General features: G+C 63.6%; 16 protein-coding genes, 2 tRNA genes and 3 rRNA genes. 15 read left to right on the plus strand and 6 right to left on the minus strand.

Translation table 11 applies throughout. The annotated features are described in order from the left end of the window. The first annotated feature begins 215 nt into the window (after window positions 1-215). The 7 genes from ABV408_RS02075 (at window position 216) to ABV408_RS02105 (ending at window position 7,319) form a co-directional block, all read left to right on the plus strand. Window positions 216-1,755: ribosomal RNA gene (locus ABV408_RS02075) — 16S ribosomal RNA — on the plus strand. A gap of 100 nt (window positions 1,756-1,855) precedes the next feature. Next, window positions 1,856-1,932, plus strand: a tRNA-Ile gene (locus ABV408_RS02080). Window positions 1,933-2,123: 191 nt separating this feature from the next. After that, window positions 2,124-2,199: transfer RNA gene (locus ABV408_RS02085), tRNA-Ala, on the plus strand. Window positions 2,200-2,428: 229 nt separating this feature from the next. Next, window positions 2,429-5,317: ribosomal RNA gene (locus tag ABV408_RS02090) — 23S ribosomal RNA — on the plus strand. A gap of 144 nt (window positions 5,318-5,461) precedes the next feature. Continuing rightward, window positions 5,462-5,577: ribosomal RNA gene (gene rrf, locus ABV408_RS02095) — 5S ribosomal RNA — on the plus strand. The 16S, 23S and 5S rRNA genes sit together here with 2 tRNA genes alongside, the layout of an rRNA operon. A 357-nt stretch (window positions 5,578-5,934) precedes the next feature. Then, window positions 5,935-6,300, plus strand: coding sequence for a hypothetical protein (locus ABV408_RS02100; protein WP_353980836.1), 366 nt, complete (start codon window positions 5,935-5,937; stop codon window positions 6,298-6,300). Between the two features lie 278 nt (window positions 6,301-6,578). Beyond that, window positions 6,579-7,319, plus strand: a complete 741-nt coding sequence (locus tag ABV408_RS02105; protein WP_353980837.1) for an SDR family NAD(P)-dependent oxidoreductase — start codon at window positions 6,579-6,581, stop codon at window positions 7,317-7,319. 9 nt (window positions 7,320-7,328) lie between these two features. On the opposite strand, the gene hisC is transcribed toward ABV408_RS02105, so the two are convergent. Beyond that, the gene (gene hisC, locus ABV408_RS02110) at window positions 7,329-8,381 is read right to left on the minus strand and encodes a histidinol-phosphate transaminase (RefSeq protein ID WP_353980838.1); all 1,053 of its coding nucleotides are present in this window, start codon (window positions 8,379-8,381) and stop codon (window positions 7,329-7,331) included. Between the two features lie 230 nt (window positions 8,382-8,611). On the opposite strand from hisC, the gene ABV408_RS02115 reads away from it, so the two are divergent. From ABV408_RS02115 to mnmH, 5 genes are all read left to right on the plus strand, one after another. Then, complete coding sequence (locus ABV408_RS02115; protein WP_353980839.1) at window positions 8,612-9,709, plus strand: alkene reductase; 1,098 nt, start codon at window positions 8,612-8,614, stop codon at window positions 9,707-9,709. Window positions 9,710-9,918: 209 nt separating this feature from the next. Beyond that, window positions 9,919-10,377 carry a copper resistance protein NlpE N-terminal domain-containing protein gene (locus ABV408_RS02120; RefSeq protein WP_353980840.1) on the plus strand — a complete coding sequence of 153 codons (459 nt, stop codon included), beginning with the start codon at window positions 9,919-9,921 and terminating at the stop codon, window positions 10,375-10,377. 181 nt (window positions 10,378-10,558) lie between these two features. Continuing rightward, window positions 10,559-11,938, plus strand: coding sequence for a DNA repair protein RadA (radA, locus tag ABV408_RS02125; protein ID WP_353980841.1), 1,380 nt, complete (start codon window positions 10,559-10,561; stop codon window positions 11,936-11,938). A 108-nt stretch (window positions 11,939-12,046) separates the two neighbouring features. Further along, window positions 12,047-13,087, plus strand: a complete 1,041-nt coding sequence (gene selD, locus ABV408_RS02130) for a selenide, water dikinase SelD (protein WP_353980842.1) — start codon at window positions 12,047-12,049, stop codon at window positions 13,085-13,087. Next, window positions 13,084-14,166 carry a tRNA 2-selenouridine(34) synthase MnmH gene (mnmH, locus tag ABV408_RS02135; RefSeq protein ID WP_353980843.1) on the plus strand — a complete coding sequence of 361 codons (1,083 nt, stop codon included), beginning with the start codon at window positions 13,084-13,086 and terminating at the stop codon, window positions 14,164-14,166. The genes selD and mnmH overlap by 4 nt, the downstream gene beginning before the upstream one ends. On the opposite strand, the gene ABV408_RS02140 is transcribed toward mnmH, so the two are convergent. Further along, window positions 14,163-14,807, minus strand: coding sequence for a type 1 glutamine amidotransferase (locus ABV408_RS02140; RefSeq protein ID WP_353980844.1), 645 nt, complete (start codon window positions 14,805-14,807; stop codon window positions 14,163-14,165). The two genes, mnmH and ABV408_RS02140, sit on opposite strands and share 4 nt — an antisense overlap. Before the next feature lie 59 nt (window positions 14,808-14,866). On the opposite strand from ABV408_RS02140, the gene ABV408_RS02145 reads away from it, so the two are divergent. The 3 genes from ABV408_RS02145 to ABV408_RS02155 all read left to right on the plus strand — a co-directional run bounded on the left by ABV408_RS02145 (window position 14,867) and on the right by ABV408_RS02155 (window position 16,816). Then, a complete protein-coding gene (locus ABV408_RS02145) occupies window positions 14,867-15,169 on the plus strand; it encodes an MGMT family protein (RefSeq protein WP_353980845.1) in 303 nt (100 codons plus the stop codon). A gap of 138 nt (window positions 15,170-15,307) precedes the next feature. Continuing rightward, window positions 15,308-15,898: a YjaG family protein gene (locus ABV408_RS02150; protein ID WP_353980846.1), complete on the plus strand. Its 591-nt coding sequence runs from the start codon at window positions 15,308-15,310 to the stop codon at window positions 15,896-15,898. A 141-nt stretch (window positions 15,899-16,039) separates the two neighbouring features. Further along, window positions 16,040-16,816 carry a DUF3298 domain-containing protein gene (locus tag ABV408_RS02155; protein ID WP_353980847.1) on the plus strand — a complete coding sequence of 259 codons (777 nt, stop codon included), beginning with the start codon at window positions 16,040-16,042 and terminating at the stop codon, window positions 16,814-16,816. Window positions 16,817-16,958: 142 nt separating this feature from the next. Here ABV408_RS02155 and hisF read toward each other — a convergent pair whose 3' ends face one another. The 4 genes from hisF to hisB form a co-directional block, all read right to left on the minus strand. Further along, entirely contained in the window at window positions 16,959-17,732 is a 774-nt protein-coding gene (hisF, locus tag ABV408_RS02160; RefSeq protein ID WP_106418753.1) for an imidazole glycerol phosphate synthase subunit HisF, read from the minus strand. Continuing rightward, entirely contained in the window at window positions 17,729-18,487 is a 759-nt protein-coding gene (gene hisA / locus ABV408_RS02165; RefSeq protein ID WP_353980848.1) for a 1-(5-phosphoribosyl)-5-[(5-phosphoribosylamino)methylideneamino]imidazole-4-carboxamide isomerase, read from the minus strand. Before hisA ends, hisF begins: the two co-directional genes overlap by 4 nt. Window positions 18,488-18,582: 95 nt before the next feature. Next, window positions 18,583-19,224 (minus strand): imidazole glycerol phosphate synthase subunit HisH, encoded by a 642-nt coding sequence (gene hisH / locus ABV408_RS02170; RefSeq protein ID WP_353980849.1) that lies wholly within the window; start codon window positions 19,222-19,224, stop codon window positions 18,583-18,585. Window positions 19,225-19,276: 52 nt separating this feature from the next. After that, window positions 19,277-19,870, minus strand: a complete 594-nt coding sequence (gene hisB / locus ABV408_RS02175; protein WP_207034528.1) for an imidazoleglycerol-phosphate dehydratase HisB — start codon at window positions 19,868-19,870, stop codon at window positions 19,277-19,279. Window positions 19,871-19,978: the final 108 nt, after the last annotated feature.

Here is a 19,978-nt window from a genome sequence, read left to right on the forward strand (position 1 = left end):
AGAAGGCTCGACACTCTGCGTGAGACGAGACTTCAAGTAAGGACGCTCTTTAACAATCGATCAGGTAATTGATGTGGGCGCTTGTCTTGCGTGACGCCAGTCACAGCATATCAAGGCAAGCGACTCGTCTAAGATTCGTTTGACCTTGAACCAAGTTTGGTCCGCTTCGCTTCTTCTGTCTTCGGGCAGAGAAGAGGTAAGGACTATCAGACTTTTAACTGAAGAGTTTGATCATGGCTCAGATTGAACGCTGGCGGCAGGCCTAACACATGCAAGTCGAGCGGCAGCACGGGGAGCTTGCTCCCTGGTGGCGAGCGGCGGACGGGTGAGTAATGCATAGGAATCTGCCCGGTAGTGGGGGATAACCTGGGGAAACCCAGGCTAATACCGCATACGTCCTACGGGAGAAAGCAGGGGCTCTTCGGACCTTGCGCTATCGGATGAGCCTATGTCGGATTAGCTGGTTGGTGAGGTAATGGCTCACCAAGGCGACGATCCGTAGCTGGTCTGAGAGGATGATCAGCCACACTGGGACTGAGACACGGCCCAGACTCCTACGGGAGGCAGCAGTGGGGAATATTGGACAATGGGCGCAAGCCTGATCCAGCCATGCCGCGTGTGTGAAGAAGGCCCTCGGGTTGTAAAGCACTTTCAGCGAGGAAGAAGGCTTGACGGCTAATACCCGTCAAGAAGGACATCACTCGCAGAAGAAGCACCGGCTAACTCCGTGCCAGCAGCCGCGGTAATACGGAGGGTGCGAGCGTTAATCGGAATTACTGGGCGTAAAGCGCGCGTAGGTGGTTTGGCACGCCGGTTGTGAAAGCCCCGGGCTCAACCTGGGAACGGCATCCGGAACGGCCAGACTAGAGTGCAGGAGAGGAAGGTAGAATTCCCGGTGTAGCGGTGAAATGCGTAGAGATCGGGAGGAATACCAGTGGCGAAGGCGGCCTTCTGGCCTGACACTGACACTGAGGTGCGAAAGCGTGGGTAGCAAACAGGATTAGATACCCTGGTAGTCCACGCCGTAAACGATGTCGACTAGCCGTTGGGACCTTTAAGGACTTAGTGGCGCAGTTAACGCGATAAGTCGACCGCCTGGGGAGTACGGCCGCAAGGTTAAAACTCAAATGAATTGACGGGGGCCCGCACAAGCGGTGGAGCATGTGGTTTAATTCGATGCAACGCGAAGAACCTTACCTACCCTTGACATCCAGAGAACTTGGCAGAGATGCCTTGGTGCCTTCGGGAACTCTGAGACAGGTGCTGCATGGCTGTCGTCAGCTCGTGTTGTGAAATGTTGGGTTAAGTCCCGTAACGAGCGCAACCCTTGTCCCTATTTGCCAGCGATTCGGTCGGGAACTCTAGGGAGACTGCCGGTGACAAACCGGAGGAAGGTGGGGACGACGTCAAGTCATCATGGCCCTTACGGGTAGGGCTACACACGTGCTACAATGGCCGGTACAAAGGGTTGCGAGACCGCGAGGTGGAGCGAATCCCAGAAAGCCGGCCTCAGTCCGGATCGGAGTCTGCAACTCGACTCCGTGAAGTCGGAATCGCTAGTAATCGTGAATCAGAATGTCACGGTGAATACGTTCCCGGGCCTTGTACACACCGCCCGTCACACCATGGGAGTGGACTGCACCAGAAGTGGTTAGCTTAACCTTCGGGGGAGCGATCACCACGGTGTGGTTCATGACTGGGGTGAAGTCGTAACAAGGTAGCCGTAGGGGAACCTGCGGCTGGATCACCTCCTTAAACGATTAGCGGATCGCGAGATAAACGCTCACAATCAATTACCTGATCGACCAAGAGCAAAGACTGTGGAAAGGCTCTCGAAAGCCGCCCAGTGACCAACGGGTCTGTAGCTCAGTTGGTTAGAGCGCACCCCTGATAAGGGTGAGGTCGGCCGTTCAAATCGGCCCAGACCCACCATCTCGAGCTCAGTTGGTTAGAGCGCACCCCCGGGGTGTCGAAAGAGAGGGTGAGGTCGCGGGGTTTTTCGAATCGGCCCAGACCCACGAATTTCGCCAGATACCGTGTTGCTTTTCACCTCGTGTAGCAGGTTACACGTCGGCAAAAAGCGCCTTGTCATGACGAAAATTATCCAGATAACTGGATTATCTGGGGCCATAGCTCAGCTGGGAGAGCGCCTGCCTTGCACGCAGGAGGTCAGCGGTTCGATCCCGCTTGGCTCCACCAAATCTTTCCCCGTTGGCACACGCCACACAGTCACCAAGTTCTAAGCCATCCGCTTCGTCGCTAACACTGCGACCGAGTCGATCGCTTAGAGCTTCTGCTCTAAACGCTCTTTAACAATGTGGATCATGCTGACAGTTCTTCTCGCAAGAGAGGAACGAAAAGTGATACGTCTCAAGCGTATCCGGCAATTGTCGTTGTGATCGCGCGACCAGACTCCTTCGGGTTATATGGTCAAGCGATTAAGCGCACACGGTGGATGCCTTGGCAGCCAGAGGCGATGAAGGACGTTGTAGCCTGCGAAAAGGCTCGGTGAGGTGGCAAACAACCTGTGACCCGGGCATGTCCGAATGGGGAAACCCACCCAGCATAAGCTGGGTATCCCACACTGAATCCATAGGTGTTGGGAAGCGAACCGGGGGAACTGAAACATCTAAGTACCCCGAGGAAAAGAAATCAACCGAGATTCCCCCAGTAGCGGCGAGCGAACGGGGAGTAGCCCTTAAGCAGGTGACTGGTTAGACGAACGGTCTGGAAAGTCCGGCCATAGCGGGTGATAGCCCCGTAGTCGAAAACCTGATCCTGTGAAATCGAGTAGGTCGGGGCACGTGAAACCTTGACTGAACATGGGGGGACCATCCTCCAAGGCTAAATACTCCTGGCTGACCGATAGTGAACCAGTACCGTGAGGGAAAGGCGAAAAGAACCCCGGAGAGGGGAGTGAAATAGATCCTGAAACCGTGTGCGTACAAGCAGTGGGAGCAGACACGTTCTGTGACCGCGTACCTTTTGTATAATGGGTCAGCGACTTATATTCAGTGGCGAGCTTAACCGTATAGGGGAGGCGTAGAGAAATCGAGTCTTAACTGGGCGACCAGTCGCTGGATATAGACCCGAAACCGGGCGATCTATCCATGGCCAGGGTGAAGGTCAGGTAACACTGACTGGAGGCCCGAACCGGGATCTGTTGAAAAAGATTCGGATGAGCTGTGGATCGGAGTGAAAGGCTAATCAAGCTCGGAGATAGCTGGTTCTCCTCGAAAGCTATTTAGGTAGCGCCTCACGTATTACCGCCGGGGGTAGAGCACTGTTTCGGCTAGGGGCCCATCCCGGGTTACCAACCCGAGGCAAACTCCGAATACCGGTGAGTAGAGCGTGGGAGACACACGGCGGGTGCTAACGTCCGTCGTGAAAAGGGAAACAACCCAGACCGTCAGCTAAGGCCCCCAAATTCTGGTTAAGTGGGAAACGATGTGGGAAGGCATAGACAGCTAGGAGGTTGGCTTAGAAGCAGCCATCCTTTAAAGAAAGCGTAATAGCTCACTAGTCGAGTCGGCCTGCGCGGAAGATGTAACGGGGCTCAAACCAGATGCCGAAGCTACGGGTTCATCCTCAGGATGAGCGGTAGAGGAGCGTCGTGTAAGCCTGCGAAGGTGTGTTGAGAAGCATGCTGGAGGTATCACGAGTGCGAATGCTGACATGAGTAACGACAAGGGGAGTGAAAACCTCCCCCGCCGGAAGACCAAGGGTTTCTGTTCTACGTCAATCGGAGCAGAGTGAGTCGGCCCCTAAGGCGAGGCTGAAAAGCGTAGTCGATGGGAAACGGGTCAATATTCCCGTACCGGATGTGATTGCGATGGGGGGACGAAGAAGGCTAGGTGAGCCAGGCGTTGGTTGTCCTGGTGAAAGTCAGTAGGCTGAGAGCTTAGGCAAATCCGGGCTCTCAAGGCCGAGAGACGAGACGAACGGACTACGGTCCGGAAGTCATCGATGCCACGCTTCCAGGAAAAGCCTCTAAGCTTCAGATCACATGCGACCGTACCCCAAACCGACACAGGTGGTCAGGGTGAGAATCCCAAGGCGCTTGAGAGAACTCGGGTGAAGGAACTAGGCAAAATGGCACCGTAACTTCGGGAGAAGGTGCGCCGGCGTAGCGTGAAGAGACTCGCTCTCCTAGCGCGAACCGGTCGAAGATACCAGGTGGCTGCAACTGTTTATTAAAAACACAGCACTCTGCTAACGCGTAAGCGGACGTATAGGGTGTGACGCCTGCCCGGTGCCGGAAGGTTAATTGATGGTGTTAGCGCAAGCGAAGCTCCTGATCGAAGCCCCGGTAAACGGCGGCCGTAACTATAACGGTCCTAAGGTAGCGAAATTCCTTGTCGGGTAAGTTCCGACCTGCACGAATGGCGTAATGATGGCCACGCTGTCTCCACCCGAGACTCAGTGAAATTGAAATCGCAGTGAAGATGCTGTGTACCCGCGGCTAGACGGAAAGACCCCGTGAACCTTTACTATAGCTTCACACTGGACGCTGATGTTGCTTGTGTAGGATAGCTGGGAGGCTTGGAAACCGTGACGCCAGTTGCGGTGGAGCCAACCTTGAAATACCAGCCTGGCATCATTGGCGTTCTAACTTCGCACCGTGATCCGGTGTAAGGACAGTGTGTGGTGGGTAGTTTGACTGGGGCGGTCTCCTCCGAAAGAGTAACGGAGGAGCACGAAGGTACCCTCAGCACGGTTGGAAATCGTGCATTGAGTGCAAGAGCATAAGGGTGCTTAACTGCGAGACAGACACGTCGAGCAGGTACGAAAGTAGGTTCTAGTGATCCGGTGGTTCTGTATGGAAGGGCCATCGCTCAACGGATAAAAGGTACTCCGGGGATAACAGGCTGATACCGCCCAAGAGTTCACATCGACGGCGGTGTTTGGCACCTCGATGTCGGCTCATCACATCCTGGGGCTGAAGTCGGTCCCAAGGGTATGGCTGTTCGCCATTTAAAGTGGTACGCGAGCTGGGTTTAGAACGTCGTGAGACAGTTCGGTCCCTATCTGCCGTGGGCGTTGGAGATTTGAGAAGCGCTGCTCCTAGTACGAGAGGACCGGAGTGGACGCACCTCTGGTGTTCCGGTTGTCACGCCAGTGGCACTGCCGGGTAGCTATGTGCGGACGGGATAACCGCTGAAGGCATCTAAGCGGGAAGCCCCCTTCAAGATGAGATCTCCCTGAGACTTCGAGTCTCCTAAAGGGTCCAGCAAGACGAGCTGGTTGATAGGCACGGTGTGGAAGCGCTGCAAGGCGTTGAGCTAACGTGTACTAATGCCCCGTGAGGCTTGACCATATAACCCCAAGGGGTCTGGGTCGGGCGATCACATCGCGACAATGGCCGGATAGGCAAGAGACGTATCATCAGCATGATCCAGATTGGTCGATGTGAAGCCGGTGCGTGAAAGCGTGTCACAGGTTCATGTCGACGTCAGTTTTGCCTGACGACCATAGCGAGTGGGAACCACCTGATTCCATGCCGAACTCAGAAGTGAAACCGCTTAGCGCCGATGGTAGTGTGGGGTCTCCCCATGTGAGAGTAGGTCATCGTCAGGCACCTACACCGAACCCCAGTCTCGACAGAGGCTGGGGTTCACTCGTTTCTGGGACCTGAGTCCTTCGAAACCTTTCCCCGCTACGCGGCTCAGGCATGCTGCCCTTAACTTATCCCCACCCCCTTTATCGAGAGTCCGCAGTGACCGCCTGTGGATAGTTGGCCGGTGTCCTGCCTGTGCTCCGTCTCTGCCTCGTCTGGCATGACGCATCGAGACGTTGATACATCGATGCACGTGATAGTCGCCTTCGGCGCATTCGATTAGCCCGCTAACAGTGACGCCCCCATACTGTCATCAACGGTTGAGGCCAAGACCCAACCCTCGAATCGATAGACCCGACAGTCACTGGAGGTTCACCATGAAAACTCGTCTTCTTACCGCCATCGCTCTGATCGTCGCCCTGCCGGCCGTGGCCCAGGCCAACAGCGCCGCCGAGAACGCTGCCTTCGCTTCGCTGCACCAGCCGCTGAATACCCAGGTGGTCAGCGACTACCAGGCGCTGCCGACCCGCTACAGCGTCGATACGGTCAGCGGTGGTCATAGCACCGCGGCCAATCAGGCGCTGGTTCAGGTCGCCGAGCAGACCCAGCGCGGCACCCATCTGCGCGCCGGTGACGCCGACCTGGTCGGCCAGGGGCACAGCGTCGCCGCCGCCCAGGCGCTGCAGAACGTCAACGCTGGTCATCAGGGCAGCGTCGAGGTGAGCTTCGCCAGCCTCGACTGAGCACCGCTGAGCCCCGGCACGAGTCGCGCTCGTGCCTTTCCCAGCAGACATCTCGTAAACAAGGCGCCACGGACAGAAGACGCCACTCTCAGGAGGCGCTTCTCTCAAAACATCCGGAGCCGCGAGCGCCAGACCTCACACCTCCACTTCCCCGGCCCGCCCCCGCGCCGGGGCTTTTTGTGTGTGGGTGTAGAGCGCGCCAGGCCTGCTGCTGAACTAGTCTGTCGAGACGGGAAGGCTTTAGTGCCTAGCCAGCGATCATGACGGGAGAGGGCGGTATGCTGGAGCGATTACCCGACGATTTTACTGCTGTGGTAACCGGGGCCGGTGGTGGGATCGGTCAGGCCGTCGTGCGCTGCCTGCTGGAAACATCGCAGGTGGGGCGCATCGTGGCAGTATCACGTCAGCCGCTGGCCTTCGGTGACGATCGGGTCGAGACACTGGAAGCCGATCTCACTCAGGAAGCGGGCCTGGTGCGTCTGGGCGAGCGACTCGACGGGGCGCCGCTGCATCTGCTGTTCAATACTCTGGGCATGCTGCACGACGCGGCGCGCGACATTGCGCCGGAGAAGCGGCTCGAGGAGCTCGATGCCGATACCCTGGCGACGCTGTTCCATGTCAATGCGATCACCCCGGCGCTGCTGCTCAAGGCTGTGCTGGGGTCACTGAAGGGGCAACATCCGACGCTGGTGGCGAGTCTGTCGGCGCGGGTCGGTTCGATCGAGGACAACGGCTTCGGCGGCTGGTACGGCTATCGGGCGAGCAAGGCGGCACACAACATGCTGCTGCGGACGGCGGCCATCGAGCTGGCGCGCTACAACAAGCGGGCGATCGTGCTCTGCCTGCATCCGGGCACGACGGATACCGCGCTCTCTCAACCGTTCCAACGGCGCGTGCCCGAGGGCAAGCTGTTCAGCCCCGAGTACGTCGCCGAGCGCCTGCTGACGGTGATCAGTGAGCGCCGCCCCGAGGAGAGCGGCACCTTCTGGGATTGGGCAGGCAAGCCTGTGCCGTGGTGAAAGCGTCCCCTAGATCAGCGCTTCGAGCGCGCCGATCAGCCCTCGCATCTCTTCATCGGTACCGATGGAGATGCGCAGGAAATCGCTGAGGCCATCGCGATTGAAGTGACGTACCAGAATCCCGCGTTCACGCAGCCCGGCAAACAGCGTCTCGCCATTGAAGCGCGGGTGCCGGGTGAACAGGAAGTTGGTCTGCGACGGCAGCACCTCGAAGCCGAGCTCGACCAGTGAGCGACGTGTCTCTTCGCGGGTGGCCATTACCTGCTGGCAGCAACGCTTAAAGTATTCACGGTCGTTCAGCGCCGCGATCGCTACCGCGCTGGCGAGCATGTCGACCGGATAGGAGTTGAATGAGTTCTTGACCCGCTCCAGCCCCTCGATCAGTTCCTGTGAGCCGATCGCATAGCCCAGCCGCAACCCTGCCAGGCTGCGTGACTTGGAGAGCGTGCCGGTGACCAGCAGGTTGGGGTGATTCGCGACCAGCGGCACCGCGCTCTCGCCGCCGAAGTCGACGTAGGCTTCGTCGACCAGCACCACGCTGTCCTGAATACGCGATAGCAGCCGCGCGATCTCGGCACGCGGATGGCCATGCCCCGTGGGGGCGTTGGGGTTGGCGAAGACCACGCCGCCGTTGTCGCCGTCGAAGGCGTCGAGGGCGATCTCCCAGCGGTCATCCAGCGCCACGGTGCGATAGGCGATGTCATAGAGCTTGCAGTAGACCGGATAGAAGCTGTAGCTGATCGCCGGCATCAGCAGCGGCTGGGGTTGGCAGAAGAAAGCCTGGAAGGCGAACGCGAGCACTTCGTCCGAACCGTTGCCGACGAACACCTGTTCCGGTGCCACACCATGAACCTCGGCCAGCGCTTCGCGCAGTGCGCGGGAGTCGGGGTCGGGATAGCGGCGCAGTTGCTCGGTGTCGATATCGCGAAGCACCTGGGCCACCGCAGGCGACGGCGGATAGGGATTTTCGTTGGTATTGAGCTTGACCAGTTTCTCACGCGGCTGCTCGCCGGGTACGTAGGGCGTCAGGGCGCGGACGGCAGGACTCCAGAGTTGGCTCATGATTTCTCGCGATGGGTCTGGGCGGTGTCGGGAAGCGGTTGGCGATAGGGGGGTGGAGCGGTTCCGGGGCCGGGGCACCCAGCGTTGGCGCACTCGGCGCTGCGGCGCCTGTCATAGTGACCGCTGTCGCAGGACGGCGCAAGTCTGGGGCGGCGGCGTCACAAGGGGTTGATTAGTCCTCTAATGACCTCATCTCCTTAGAGAACTCGCATCGAGTGATAAGGATCATCATGCCCTACGAAAAACTGCTCTCTCCGCTCCAGATCGGAGATATCGAACTCGCCAACCGGGTGCTGATGGCGCCGCTGACGCGCGCTCGCACCCCGGACAGCATTCCCGGCCGCCTGCAGGCGGAGTACTACGCCCAGCGCGCCGGCGCCGGCTTGATCATCAGCGAGGCGACCAATATCTCGCCCACGGCGCGTGGCTATGTCTACACCCCGGGTATCTGGACCGACGCCCAGGAGGCGGGCTGGCGCCAGGTGGTCGAGGCCGTACACAGCGCGGGCGGCAAGATGGCCCTGCAGCTGTGGCACGTGGGGCGCGTCTCGCACGAGATGGTGCAGCCGGAAGGCCAGCAGCCGGTGGCGCCGAGCGCACTGCGCGCCGAGGGTGCCAACTGCTTCGTCGAGTTCGCCGATGGCAGCTCCGGCCAGCATCCGACCAGTACGCCCCGAGCCCTGGAGACCGACGAGATCCCCGGGCTGATCGAGGATTATCGGCAAGCCGCCAAGCGTGCCAAGCGTGCCGGTTTCGACATGGTCGAAGTGCATGCCGCCAATGCCTATCTGCTGCAGCAGTTCCTCGCCACCGGCAGCAACCAGCGCAGCGACCGCTATGGCGGCAACGTGGTCAACCGCGCGCGACTGCTGCTCGAGGTGGTCGATGCGGTGAGCGCAGAGCTGGGCGCCGGGCGTGTCGGCGTGCGGCTGTCGCCGTTCATCGAGATCTTCGGGCTCTCCGACGACGAGCCGGAGGCGATGATGCGTTACCTCGCCGACGAGCTGGGCCGCCGGGGCATTGCTTATCTGCATATCAACGAGCCGGACTGGACCGGCGAAGGCCCCCAGTTGAGTGACGCTTTCCGCCGCGATCTGCGCGAGCGCTTCCGCGGCACCCTGATCTACTGCGGCCACTACACCGCCGAGCGTGGCGAGGCGCTGATCGACGCCGGCCTGGGCGATGCCGCGGCCTATGGGCGGCCCTATATCGCCAACCCGGATCTGGTCGAGCGCTTCCGACGCGATGCCGCGCTCAACGAGCCTGATCCGAATACCTTCTATGGGGGCGGCGCCGAGGGCTATACCGATTACCCCACGCTCGACTGACGCGGGGTCGTGTGGTGCCGATGGGGTGCCACACGGCGCGCTTGCCGCTATTCTTAGGCGATACGCCGATAGCGGCGATGCGGTGGCGTCCACACTTTAGTGATCGCCGTCTAGCCGCTATGGTGTAGCGACTACATTAGAGCAACCACGCTGTAGTGACGCGGCCGCCCCTGCGGTCCGCTTGGCCCAGAAGTGTAAGGAGAACCCAAATGCAGATCAGGACGTTGCTGGCCAGCGCCGCCACGGTAGCCTTGCTGGCAGGTTGCGCCAGCGGTGGCTCGCAGACCCAGTCTGGCGCGGCCGACACCGGCGCCTCCGCCACCACCACGACCTACGAGGGCACGCTGCCCTGCCGTAGCTGCGACGGTATCGACCTGACCGTCAACCTCAGCGGCAGCGAGTCGTCGCCGGCGCCGGAGCGCACCTTCACGCTCGAAGCCGACTACATCAACCACCCGCAGAACCCGGGGCCGGAGCAGTATCAGGGCCAGTGGGACGTGATGACCGGGACCGCCGCCGATCCCAAGGCCACCGTCTACGAGCTGACGCCCAACGGTGAGGGGCAGATCTACTACTTCCAGAAGATCGATCCCAACACCCTCGAGCTGATCGACCCGCAGCGCCGTCAATTCGAAAACGGCCAGATGCTGCGCCTGACCAAGCAGTAAGCGACTCGCACCGATCGCCAAGGCGGCCTGCGGGCCGCCTTTTTTGTGTCCGCTCGCCCCCACGGGTGACAGATATCATGCCGATGTTCTTCCAGAGCGGGGCGCCTCGGCTCTGCGATCCGGGGCCGCTGTGGCACCATGGGCGTGACGATTTTCATCGCGATGACGGAGATTCCCGCGCGTGGCCAAAGCGAAGAGTGCCTTTGTCTGTACCGAGTGCGGTGCGGAGTACAGCAAGTGGCAGGGGCAGTGCAGCAACTGCCGCGAATGGAACACCTTGAGCGAGATCCGGCTGACCAGCGCACGCCCCGGCGCCGCGGCGGCTTCGGGCGGCGCCGGGCGCGGCGGCTATGCCGGCGCATTGACCAAGGAGGTGGTCGATCTCTCCGGCGTCGATCTCACCGAGGTGCCGCGTTTCAGCTCCACCTTCGAAGAGTTCGACCGTGTCCTCGGCGGTGGCCTGGTGCCCGGCTCGGCGGTACTGCTCGGGGGGCATCCCGGCGCCGGCAAGTCGACGCTGCTGCTGCAGACCGCCTGCCGCCTGGCCCAGAGCAAGCGGGTACTCTATGTGACCGGCGAAGAGTCGCTGTCGCAGGTAGCGATGCGCGCCCACCGGCTGCAGCTGCCCACCCAGGGGCTCAAGATGCTCGCCGAGACCAGCGTCGAGACGCTGCTCGCGGTGGTCGAGCGTGAACGCCCCGAAGTGCTGATCATCGACTCCATTCAGACCATGCATCTGGAGGATATCGGGTCGGCGCCGGGTGGGGTGGCGCAGGTGCGTGAATCCGCGGCAGCGCTGACGCGCTTTGCCAAGCAGAGCAACACCGTGCTGCTGCTGGTGGGCCACGTGACCAAGGATGGCACCCTGGCCGGGCCCAAGGTGCTGGAGCATATGATCGACGCCTCGCTGCTGCTCGAGGGCGGGAGCGACTCGCGCTTTCGCACCCTGCGCGGGCAGAAGAACCGCTTCGGCGCGGTCAACGAGCTGGGCGTGTTCGCGATGGTCGAGCTGGGCCTCAAGGAGGTCAAGAATCCCAGCGCGATCTTTCTCTCGCGCAGTGAAGAGCAAGCCTCCGGCAGCCTGGTGATGGTGGTGTGGGAGGGCACCCGGCCGATCCTGGTCGAGGTGCAGGCGCTGCTCGACGAGTCGGCGCTGGGTAACCCGCGCCGGGTGGCGGTGGGGCTCGATCACAACCGTCTGGCGATGCTGCTCGCGGTGCTGCACAAGCACGGCGGCCTGTTCACCGGCGATCAGGATGTCTTTCTCAACGTCGTCGGCGGGGTCAAGGTGCTGGAGACCAGCGCCGATCTGGCAGTGCTGCTGGCGGTGGTTTCCAGCCTGCAGAACCGGCCGCTGCCGCGCGAGCTGGTGGTGTTCGGCGAGGTCGGGCTCTCCGGTGAGATTCGCCCGGTGCCGAGCGGCCAGGAGCGTATCGTCGAGGCCGCCAAGCACGGCTTCACGCGGGCCATCGTGCCGCGTGGCAATGCGCCGCGGCAGGCGCCTGCCGGCATGCAGGTGGTGGCAGTGGACAAACTCTCGGAGGCGCTGGAAGCGCTCTGAATCCGCGCCTGCGGCGCTGCCCACGGGGGCGGCGAGGGCATCGTTCACCGCTGCCGTCGGTTACACTGCACCTTGAACAACCATCGGGACCGCGTGAGGAGTGCGACCATGAGTGCCATCCGTCTGACCCAGTACAGCCACGGCGCCGGCTGCGGCTGCAAGATCGCGCCCGACGTGCTCGATCGGATTCTCGCCAAGGCGGGGCCGGGGGCCAGCAGCGACAAGCTGATCGTGGGCAACCAGGGGCGCGAAGACGCGGCGGTCTACGACCTCGGCGATGGCCGCGGGCTGATCTCCACCACCGATTTCTTCATGCCGATCGTCGACGATCCGTTCGACTTCGGACGTATCGCCGCGACCAATGCCATCAGCGATGTCTTCGCCATGGGCGGCTCGCCGATCATGGCGCTAGGCATTCTCGGCTGGCCGCTGGACAAGCTGCCCGGTGAGGTGGCCGGTGATGTCGTGGCCGGCGCCCAGGCGGTCTGTCGCGAGCTGGGTATGGCGCTGGCCGGCGGTCACTCGATCGATGCCCCCGAGCCGATCTTCGGGCTGGCGGTCAACGGCCTGGTTGACCTCGCCCATCTCAAGCTCAACAGCGGCGCCAAGCCCGGTGATCTGCTCTATCTGACCAAGCCGCTGGGGGTGGGCATGCTGACCACGGCGGAAAAGCAGGGCCTGTTGCAGCCCGGACACCAGGGCTTGGCGCGCGAGACGATGCTCACCGCCAATGCCATCGGCACGGCACTGGCCCGCGTCGAGGGCGTGCACGCCATGACCGACGTCACCGGCTTCGGCCTGGCCGGGCATCTGAGTGAAGTGTGTGCGGCGAGCGGGGTCGAGGCGCGTATCGACTTCGCCAAGCTGCCGCGTCTGGCCGAGGCCGAGGCGTATCGGCGTCAGGGCGCGGTACCCGGCGGCACGCGGCGCAACCGTGAAGCGATCGGCACGGCCCTGGGCGAGATGGACGAGGCGCACTGGCAGTGGCTATGTGATCCGCAGACCTCTGGCGGCCTGCTGCTGGCGGTCGATCCCGCCTGGGCCGACGATGTCGAGCGCATCGGGCGCGAGCATCGGCTGGCGCTGGAAGCCTTCGGCGAGTGCGTCAGCCCCGCTGGTGGTGCTCGGCTGATCGAGGTGCGGGGTTGAGCGGCAGCGAATTCGTCGAGGCCGATCTAGCGCTGCTCGAGCGGCCGCTGATCGATGTCCGCGCCCCTATCGAGTTCGCCGCCGGCGCGCTGCCCGGGGCCATCAACCTGCCGCTGATGGATGACGACGAGCGCCGCGAGGTCGGCATTCGTTACAAGCTCTCGGGGCAGGAAGCCGCGGTGGCGCTGGGCAACGAACTGGTGACCGGCGATCTGCGCGAGCGGCGGCTGGCCGCCTGGGAGGCGGCGCTCGACGCGGCGCCCGAGAGCATCATTTACTGCTTTCGGGGCGGCATGCGCTCCAAGATCAGCCAACAGTGGCTGCGCGAGCGGGGACGCCCGGTACCGCGGATTCGCGGCGGCTGGAAGGCGATGCGTAACGCCCTGCTCGGCCTGCTGGAGCAGCAGAGCAGCGGCCCGCTGCTGCTGGTGGCCGGGCTCACCGGGTGCGCCAAGACCGCGCTGGTGGGCGCGCTCGACAGTGGGGTCGACCTCGAAGGGTTGGCGCGCCACAAGGGCTCCGCCTTTGGCCAGCATCCGCGGGTCGGCCCCTCGCAGATCGATTTCGAACATGGCCTGGCGCTCGACCTCTGGCGCCGGCCGCAGGCGCGGGTGGTGGAGGACGAATCCCAGCGGATCGGGCGGCTGGCGATTCCGGCGACCTTCTGGCAGACGATGAAAGACGCCCCCTGTGTGCGCGTGGAGATGCCCCTCGACTGGCGTCTGGAGCAGATTCGCAAGGACTATATCGAAGACTTGAGCGCGCTCTACCACCGCGACTACGGGCCGCTGCTGGGCGAGGCGCTGTTTCGCAAGCAGCTCTCCGGCGCGCTCAAGCGGCTCGGCAAGCGGCTCGGCAGCGAGCGCCTGGGGCGCCTGCTTGAGGCCCAGCAGCGTGCCTTCGGGGCCGCCGGTGAGCCCCAGGCCCACGACGCCTGGCTGGCCCCGCTGCTGCAAGAGTATTACGACCCCATGTATCGCCAGCAGCTCGAGAGCCAGCAGCGCCAGACCTTGATCGTCGGCAGCTGGGACGAGTGTCTGCAAGCGGCGCAGGCCTGGAGCGCGGGACACCGGGGCTAGTCGAGCCATTGGCTCATGAGGCGATCCAACAGCGCCGCCTGACGGTCGAAGCGCCTGGGGTCGGCAAAGAGATCGCCGCAGTCTGCCATCGCTCCTTCCTGGGCGCAGAGCGCCTGGGCGTCTTTGGCGGTCAGCTCCAGGTGGCACTGCATGGCGATCACGCGGCCACGATCCCAGACGAAGCCCTGTACCGGCCCGGCGGCGGTGTGACCCAGCGGCAAGGCGTCATCAGGCAGGCCGAAGATATCGCCGTGCCACAGCAGCGCCTCGAAGGTCTCGGGAAGGTCCAGCGGGCTGGCCGGGTCCAGGGTCAGAGTGCGCCAGCCGCGCTCGGGCTCGACCGCCGGCGAGACGATCGAGCCCAGCGCCTCGGCGATCAGGGCGGCGCCAAAGCCGATACCCAGCACCGGCTTGCCACTCTTCAGCGCGCGATCCAGCAGCTTGCGCTCGCGCTTGAGCAGTTGAGGGTCGAGCGGGCCGAGGGCATCCAGCAGGATCAGACCGTCGAAGTGATCCCAGGGCGGCGGCAGTTCGCCCTCGTCGAGCCGGCAGCGATTGTGGCTGTGGCCCATGCCTTGAAGCCAGTCGGCCAGGCGGCCGGGGGCAAAAAGCGAGCTGTGCTGGAGAAAGTAAATATGCATGATAAGGTCATGATGCGGGCGTGAGACGCCCTTCACAAGCGGAAAAAGATCGATCGATCATGGCGATACGCGCTGCGCTGCTGGAGCAGATCTACACCGTGGTGGCGCAGGTTCCGACCGGCCGCGTGACCACCTATGGACGCATTGCCGGGATGACCGAGGGCGCCACCGCGCGTCTGGTGGGTACCGCCATGCGCCAACTCCCCGCCGGTCACGGGCTGCCCTGGCATCGGGTGATCAACGCCACCCGGCGGGTCGCTGATCACGGCGGCGCCAGTGAGCAGCAGCGCCTGCTGCGTGAAGAGGGCGTGGTGTTCGATGCCGCCGGTCGCGTGCCGGCGCGGCTGCTGTGGCCGGACTAGCCGCGCCCGACGTGAGCGCGGCCGGCCTTCAGGTTCACTCGGCTACGCCGCTTCGTGGCAGTTCATTCGTTTAGGTTCACCCATCTAGCTTCTACTATTTACCGCGCGATACGTCGCCGCTGTCACTCTGGAGTTCCGATGTCCCATCCCGCCGCCAGTTTCAATCAGCGCCTGCGCGCGCTCAATCCGCGCCAGCGTATCGCCTTCATGGCGGCGCTGTGCGAGCGTCTCACGCCCAACTACACCCTCTATGCCGGCATGAGTCGCATGGGCGACCCCAACGTGCTCTACAACGTGCTCGATCTGGTGTGGGAGCGGCTACAGGTCAAGAGCGCCAAGATCGACTTCGACAAGCAGGCCGAGAAGCTGGCGGCGGTAGAGCCGCCAGAAGCGGACGACAGCTTCGGCGCGCGGCGCGCCACCGAGAGCATCATGGCCTTGACCACGCTGCTGGACGCGCTGCGCAGCGAGGCGCCGGAAGCGGTGCTGGAGGTTAGCCAGGTATCGCGCAACGGCGTGCGCGCCTATATCGAGATGGTCGATGGCAGCGAGGATTCGGAGCGTCTCAATGCGCTATTCCGCGAACACGAGCTGATGCAGGACGAGCGTGATTACCAGGATGCGGTGCTGGAAGCGGTAGAGGCCGACCCGAACATCGAGGCACTTCGCGAGCTGCGCACGCTGGGGCGTAACCAGGGGATCAGCAACCTGGGTCTGAGCCTGGACTGAAGCGGGGCGGGCACCGGCGCGAAACGTACTTGAAAAGGCGCTATATTAGTAGATATCAAGCCAACGTTGGCGCGGAGCGCGCCTGCGACAAGCGACAACGACGGCCGTGCACGCGCGGCAAGACGTTCAAGGAGGAACTGCATGTCTCATCGTGTGGCGCTCGGCGCCCTCATGCTGGCTACCTTGGTGCTGAGCGGTTGCCAGAGTCTCTCCGGCTGGCGCCAGGACCCGCTGCGTACCGAAGCGGTCACGAAGACAGCTCACGAACCGGGGTGCGAGGGTGATGCCTGCGCCGTAGTCGAGGCCGACTATCTGCGCTTCCCTGAGTCGCCCGAGCTGTCGGCGCTACTGCAGAAGCGGCTGTTCGCACTGGCCAGCGGTCTCAGTGACGATCCCAACGGTAGCGCGATCGGCCGTGCCTCCTCGTTCGACGACTTCGCCGATCAGGTTTTCGCCGCCGCCAAGGAGGCGCGCCGCGAGGTGCCGGAGCTGCCGGGCTACGCCGCCGATCTCGATGCCAAGGTGATCGCGGACCACGACGACCTGCTGGTCATCGAGCTGGACGGCTATCTGTTCAGCGGCGGCGCCCACGGCCTGCCGCTGACGCAGTATCTGGTCATCGACCGCGACACCCGCGAGCCGGTCTCGCTGGCAGAGATGCTCGAGCCCGGCCAGCGTGTAGCCTACGAGGCGGCGCTGGCGCGCGCCCATCAGCGCTGGCTGCAGACGGATCAGGCTCAGGGGCTCTCCGCCGAGCAGTGGCCGTTCGTCGTCTCCGAGAACGTGGCGCCGCTGAAGGACGCCCTGGCGGTCAAGTATCAGGTCTATGATCTGGCGCCCTACGCCGTGGGCCAGCCAGTGCTGACCATCCCCTACACTGATCTCCAGGGCATCCTGCGCCCGCGCTATCTGCCCTAAGCTGTGAGCCCGCACTGAAGCACACCGCACGGAAGCACACCTTACCCACGCAAGCGCCGCGACCCGATCGGGTCGCGGCGCTGTTCTTCACTCCGCTGTTAGTGACTACGCACTTGCGGCTTCGGCGCAGATCTTGCCGCGCTCAGAGGCGCATTTCGATGCCGTGCTCGGCCATGTAGCGTTTGGCGTCGGGGATGGTGTACTCACCGAAGTGGAAGATGCTGGCGGCGAGCACCGCATCGGCGCCGCCCTCCTTAACCCCGGCCACCAGGTGGTCGAGGTTGCCGACACCGCCGGAGGCGATCACCGGTACCTCCACGGCATCGCTGATCGCACGGGTGACGCCGAGATCGAAACCGACCTTGGTGCCATCGCGATCCATGCTGGTCAGCAGCAGTTCGCCGGCGCCGTAGTCGACCATCTTGCGCGCCCACTCGACGGCATCCAGCCCGGTGGGGCGGCGCCCGCCGTGGGTGAAGATCTCCCAGCGCGGCGGTTCGCCCTCGGCGCTGACCCGCTTGGCGTCGATCGCCACCACGATGCACTGGCTGCCGAAGCGCTCGGCTGCCTCGCGCACGAAGTCCGGGTGGGTCACCGCGGCGGTGTTGATCGAGATCTTGTCGGCCCCGGCGTTGAGCATGGTGCGAATGTCTTCGCAGCGGCGGATGCCGCCGCCCACGGTGAGCGGGATGAACACCTCACCGGCGATGCGCTCGACCATCTCCACCGTGGTGCCGCGATCCTCGTGGCTGGCGGTGATATCGAGGAAGGTGATCTCGTCCGCGCCCTGCTGGTTGTAGCGCTTGGCGATCTCCACCGGATCGCCGGCGTCACGGATACCGACGAAGTTGACGCCCTTGACCACACGGCCGGCATCGACGTCGAGACACGGGATGATGCGCTTGGCGAGAGTCACGCGCGGCCTCCCCGGGCAGCGCCACGGATCTCGTCGCTCAGCGTCTGGGCCTGGGCCACGTCGAGGGAGCCCTCATAGATGGCGCGGCCAGTGATGGCGCCGATGATGCCGTCGTCGGCGACCTCGGCCAGGGCGCGGATATCCGCCAGATCGGTGACGCCGCCGGAGGCGATCACCGGCAGGCCGCCGTCGCGGGCCAGCGCAGCGGTCGCCTCGACGTTGACGCCCTGCATCATGCCGTCGCGGGCGATGTCGGTGTAGACGATCGAGGTCACGCCGTCGTCGGCGAAACGCTTGGCCAGATCGACCGCCTTGAGCGCGGAGACTTCGGCCCAGCCATCGGTGGCGACGAAACCGTCGTGGGCATCGAGCCCGACGATCACGTGGCCGGGGAATTGCCGGCACATCTCGCCGACGAAGGCCGGCTCCTTCACCGCCTTGGTGCCGATGATGACGTAGCTCACGCCTGCGGCGAGGTAGTGTTCGATGGTCTCGGCACTGCGGATACCGCCGCCGATCTGGATAGGCAGGTCCGGATAGGCACGGGCGATGGCGGTAACCGCTTCACCGTTGACCGGCTTGCCTTCGAAGGCGCCGTTGAGGTCGACCAGGTGCAGGCGGCGGGCACCGGCTTCCACCCAGCGTGCGGCCATGGCCACCGGATCGTCACCGTAGGCGGTGGCGTCGTCCATGCGGCCCTGCTTGAGACGCACGCATTGGCCGTCCTTGAGATCGATGGCGGGAATCACCAGCATGTCGTCGAATCCTCTGCGTGTCGGCCAGCGCGAGCGCGGCTGGCACATGATCGATGGGGCGGCGCCGTACTGGCGGCGTCCCGGGCGCGGCGCGCTCAGGGCGCCCAGTTGACGAAGTTTTCCAGCAGCTGCAGGCCGTCGCGGGCGCTCTTCTCGGGGTGGAACTGCACCGCGAAGACGCAGCCACGGCCGGTGGCCACGTGGGCTTCGACACCGGCGTAGTGGGTCGCGCCGAAGACGTCGTCCGAGTTGGCGGCGTCGACATAGTAGCTGTGCACGAAGTAGAAGCGCGCGCCATCGTCGATGCCCCGCCACAGCGGGTGGGCGTGGTGCTGGACGACTCGGTTCCAGCCCATGTGCGGTACCTTCAAGCGCTCGCCGTCCGGCCCCTTCAACTGTTGGCCGAAGTGGCGCACGCGCCCGGGCAGAAAACCGAGACAGTCGATGCCGCCATTCTCGTCGCTGTGTTCGAACAGCATCTGCTGGCCGACGCAGATCCCCAGGAGTGGCTTCTGCTGGGCGTCGAGCAGCTCGCCGACCAGCCCGCGCAGCTCGCTGCGTTCGAGTTCGCCCATGCAGTCGCGGATCGCGCCCTGGCCCGGCAGCACCAGCCGCGAGGCGCCGCGAATCGCGCGCGGGTCGCTGGTCACCACCACGTTCTCGTGGGTGACGTGCTCGAGCGCCTTGGCCACGGAGTGCAGGTTGCCCATGCCGTAGTCGATTACCGCAATCGTCATCGTGCGCTCCTCGTAGAATCGGTGACAGCCGCCGGGCGGGCGGCGTGCGCCCTCACAGGCTGCCCTTGGTCGACGGCAGCTGGCCGGCCATGCGCGGGTCTTCTTCCACCGCGGCACGTACCGCGCGGCCGAAGGCCTTGAAGATGGTCTCCGCCTGGTGGTGGGCGTTGAAACCCTTGAGGTTGTCGATGTGCAGAGTCACCTGGGCGTGGTTGACGAAGCCCTGGAAGAACTCCCAGCACAACTGGGTATCGAAGCGGCCGATGCTGGCGCGCGTGAACTCGACGTCCATGAACAGGCCCGAGCGGCCGGAGAAGTCGATCACCACCCGTGACAGCGCTTCGTCCAGCGGGACATAGGCGTGGCCGTAGCGGCGAATCCCGCGCTTGTCGCCGATCGCCCGGGCGAATGCCTGACCCAAGGTGATGCCCAGATCCTCGACGGTATGGTGATCGTCGATCTCGAGATCGCCGTCGGCCTCGATGGTGAGGTCGAGCATGCCGTGGCGGGCGACCTGGTCGAGCATGTGGTCGAGGAAGGGGACCCCGGTCCGGCTCTCGAGACGGCCACTGCCGTCGAGATTCACGGTGACCGTGATCTGGGTCTCTTGAGTCTGGCGTGACACCGTGGCGATGCGCTGGGACATGCGTGGGGAGTCTCCCGGTAGGTGTGGCGAGAATCGGCCATTATAGAGAATCGCCCCGGGCATCCGCTACAATGCGGGGATCACAGAGCGGCCTCGGCCGAGCCGCCG

The organism is Salinicola endophyticus (genome assembly GCF_040536835.1).
GTDB classification, from domain to species: Bacteria; Pseudomonadota; Gammaproteobacteria; order Pseudomonadales; family Halomonadaceae; genus Salinicola; species Salinicola endophyticus_A.

Bases quoted from the DNA above. Each gene is read 5' to 3' on its own strand.
- ABV408_RS02100 (WP_353980836.1), top strand. From the start codon at position 5,935: ATGAAAACTCGTCTTCTTACCGCCATCGCTCTGATCGTCGCCCTGCCG.
- hisA (WP_353980848.1), bottom strand. From the start codon at position 18,487: ATGCTGGTGATTCCCGCCATCGATCTCAAGGACGGCCAATGCGTGCGT.
- selD (WP_353980842.1), top strand. From the start codon at position 12,047: ATGAGTGCCATCCGTCTGACCCAGTACAGCCACGGCGCCGGCTGCGGC.
- ABV408_RS02105 (WP_353980837.1), top strand. From the start codon at position 6,579: ATGCTGGAGCGATTACCCGACGATTTTACTGCTGTGGTAACCGGGGCC.
- ABV408_RS02155 (WP_353980847.1), top strand. From the start codon at position 16,040: ATGTCTCATCGTGTGGCGCTCGGCGCCCTCATGCTGGCTACCTTGGTG.
- ABV408_RS02145 (WP_353980845.1), top strand. From the start codon at position 14,867: ATGGCGATACGCGCTGCGCTGCTGGAGCAGATCTACACCGTGGTGGCG.
- ABV408_RS02120 (WP_353980840.1), top strand. From the start codon at position 9,919: ATGCAGATCAGGACGTTGCTGGCCAGCGCCGCCACGGTAGCCTTGCTG.
- ABV408_RS02115 (WP_353980839.1), top strand. From the start codon at position 8,612: ATGCCCTACGAAAAACTGCTCTCTCCGCTCCAGATCGGAGATATCGAA.
- ABV408_RS02150 (WP_353980846.1), top strand. From the start codon at position 15,308: ATGTCCCATCCCGCCGCCAGTTTCAATCAGCGCCTGCGCGCGCTCAAT.
- ABV408_RS02140 (WP_353980844.1), bottom strand. From the start codon at position 14,807: ATGCATATTTACTTTCTCCAGCACAGCTCGCTTTTTGCCCCCGGCCGC.
- hisB (WP_207034528.1), bottom strand. From the start codon at position 19,870: ATGTCCCAGCGCATCGCCACGGTGTCACGCCAGACTCAAGAGACCCAG.
- hisH (WP_353980849.1), bottom strand. From the start codon at position 19,224: ATGACGATTGCGGTAATCGACTACGGCATGGGCAACCTGCACTCCGTG.
- hisC (WP_353980838.1), bottom strand. From the start codon at position 8,381: ATGAGCCAACTCTGGAGTCCTGCCGTCCGCGCCCTGACGCCCTACGTA.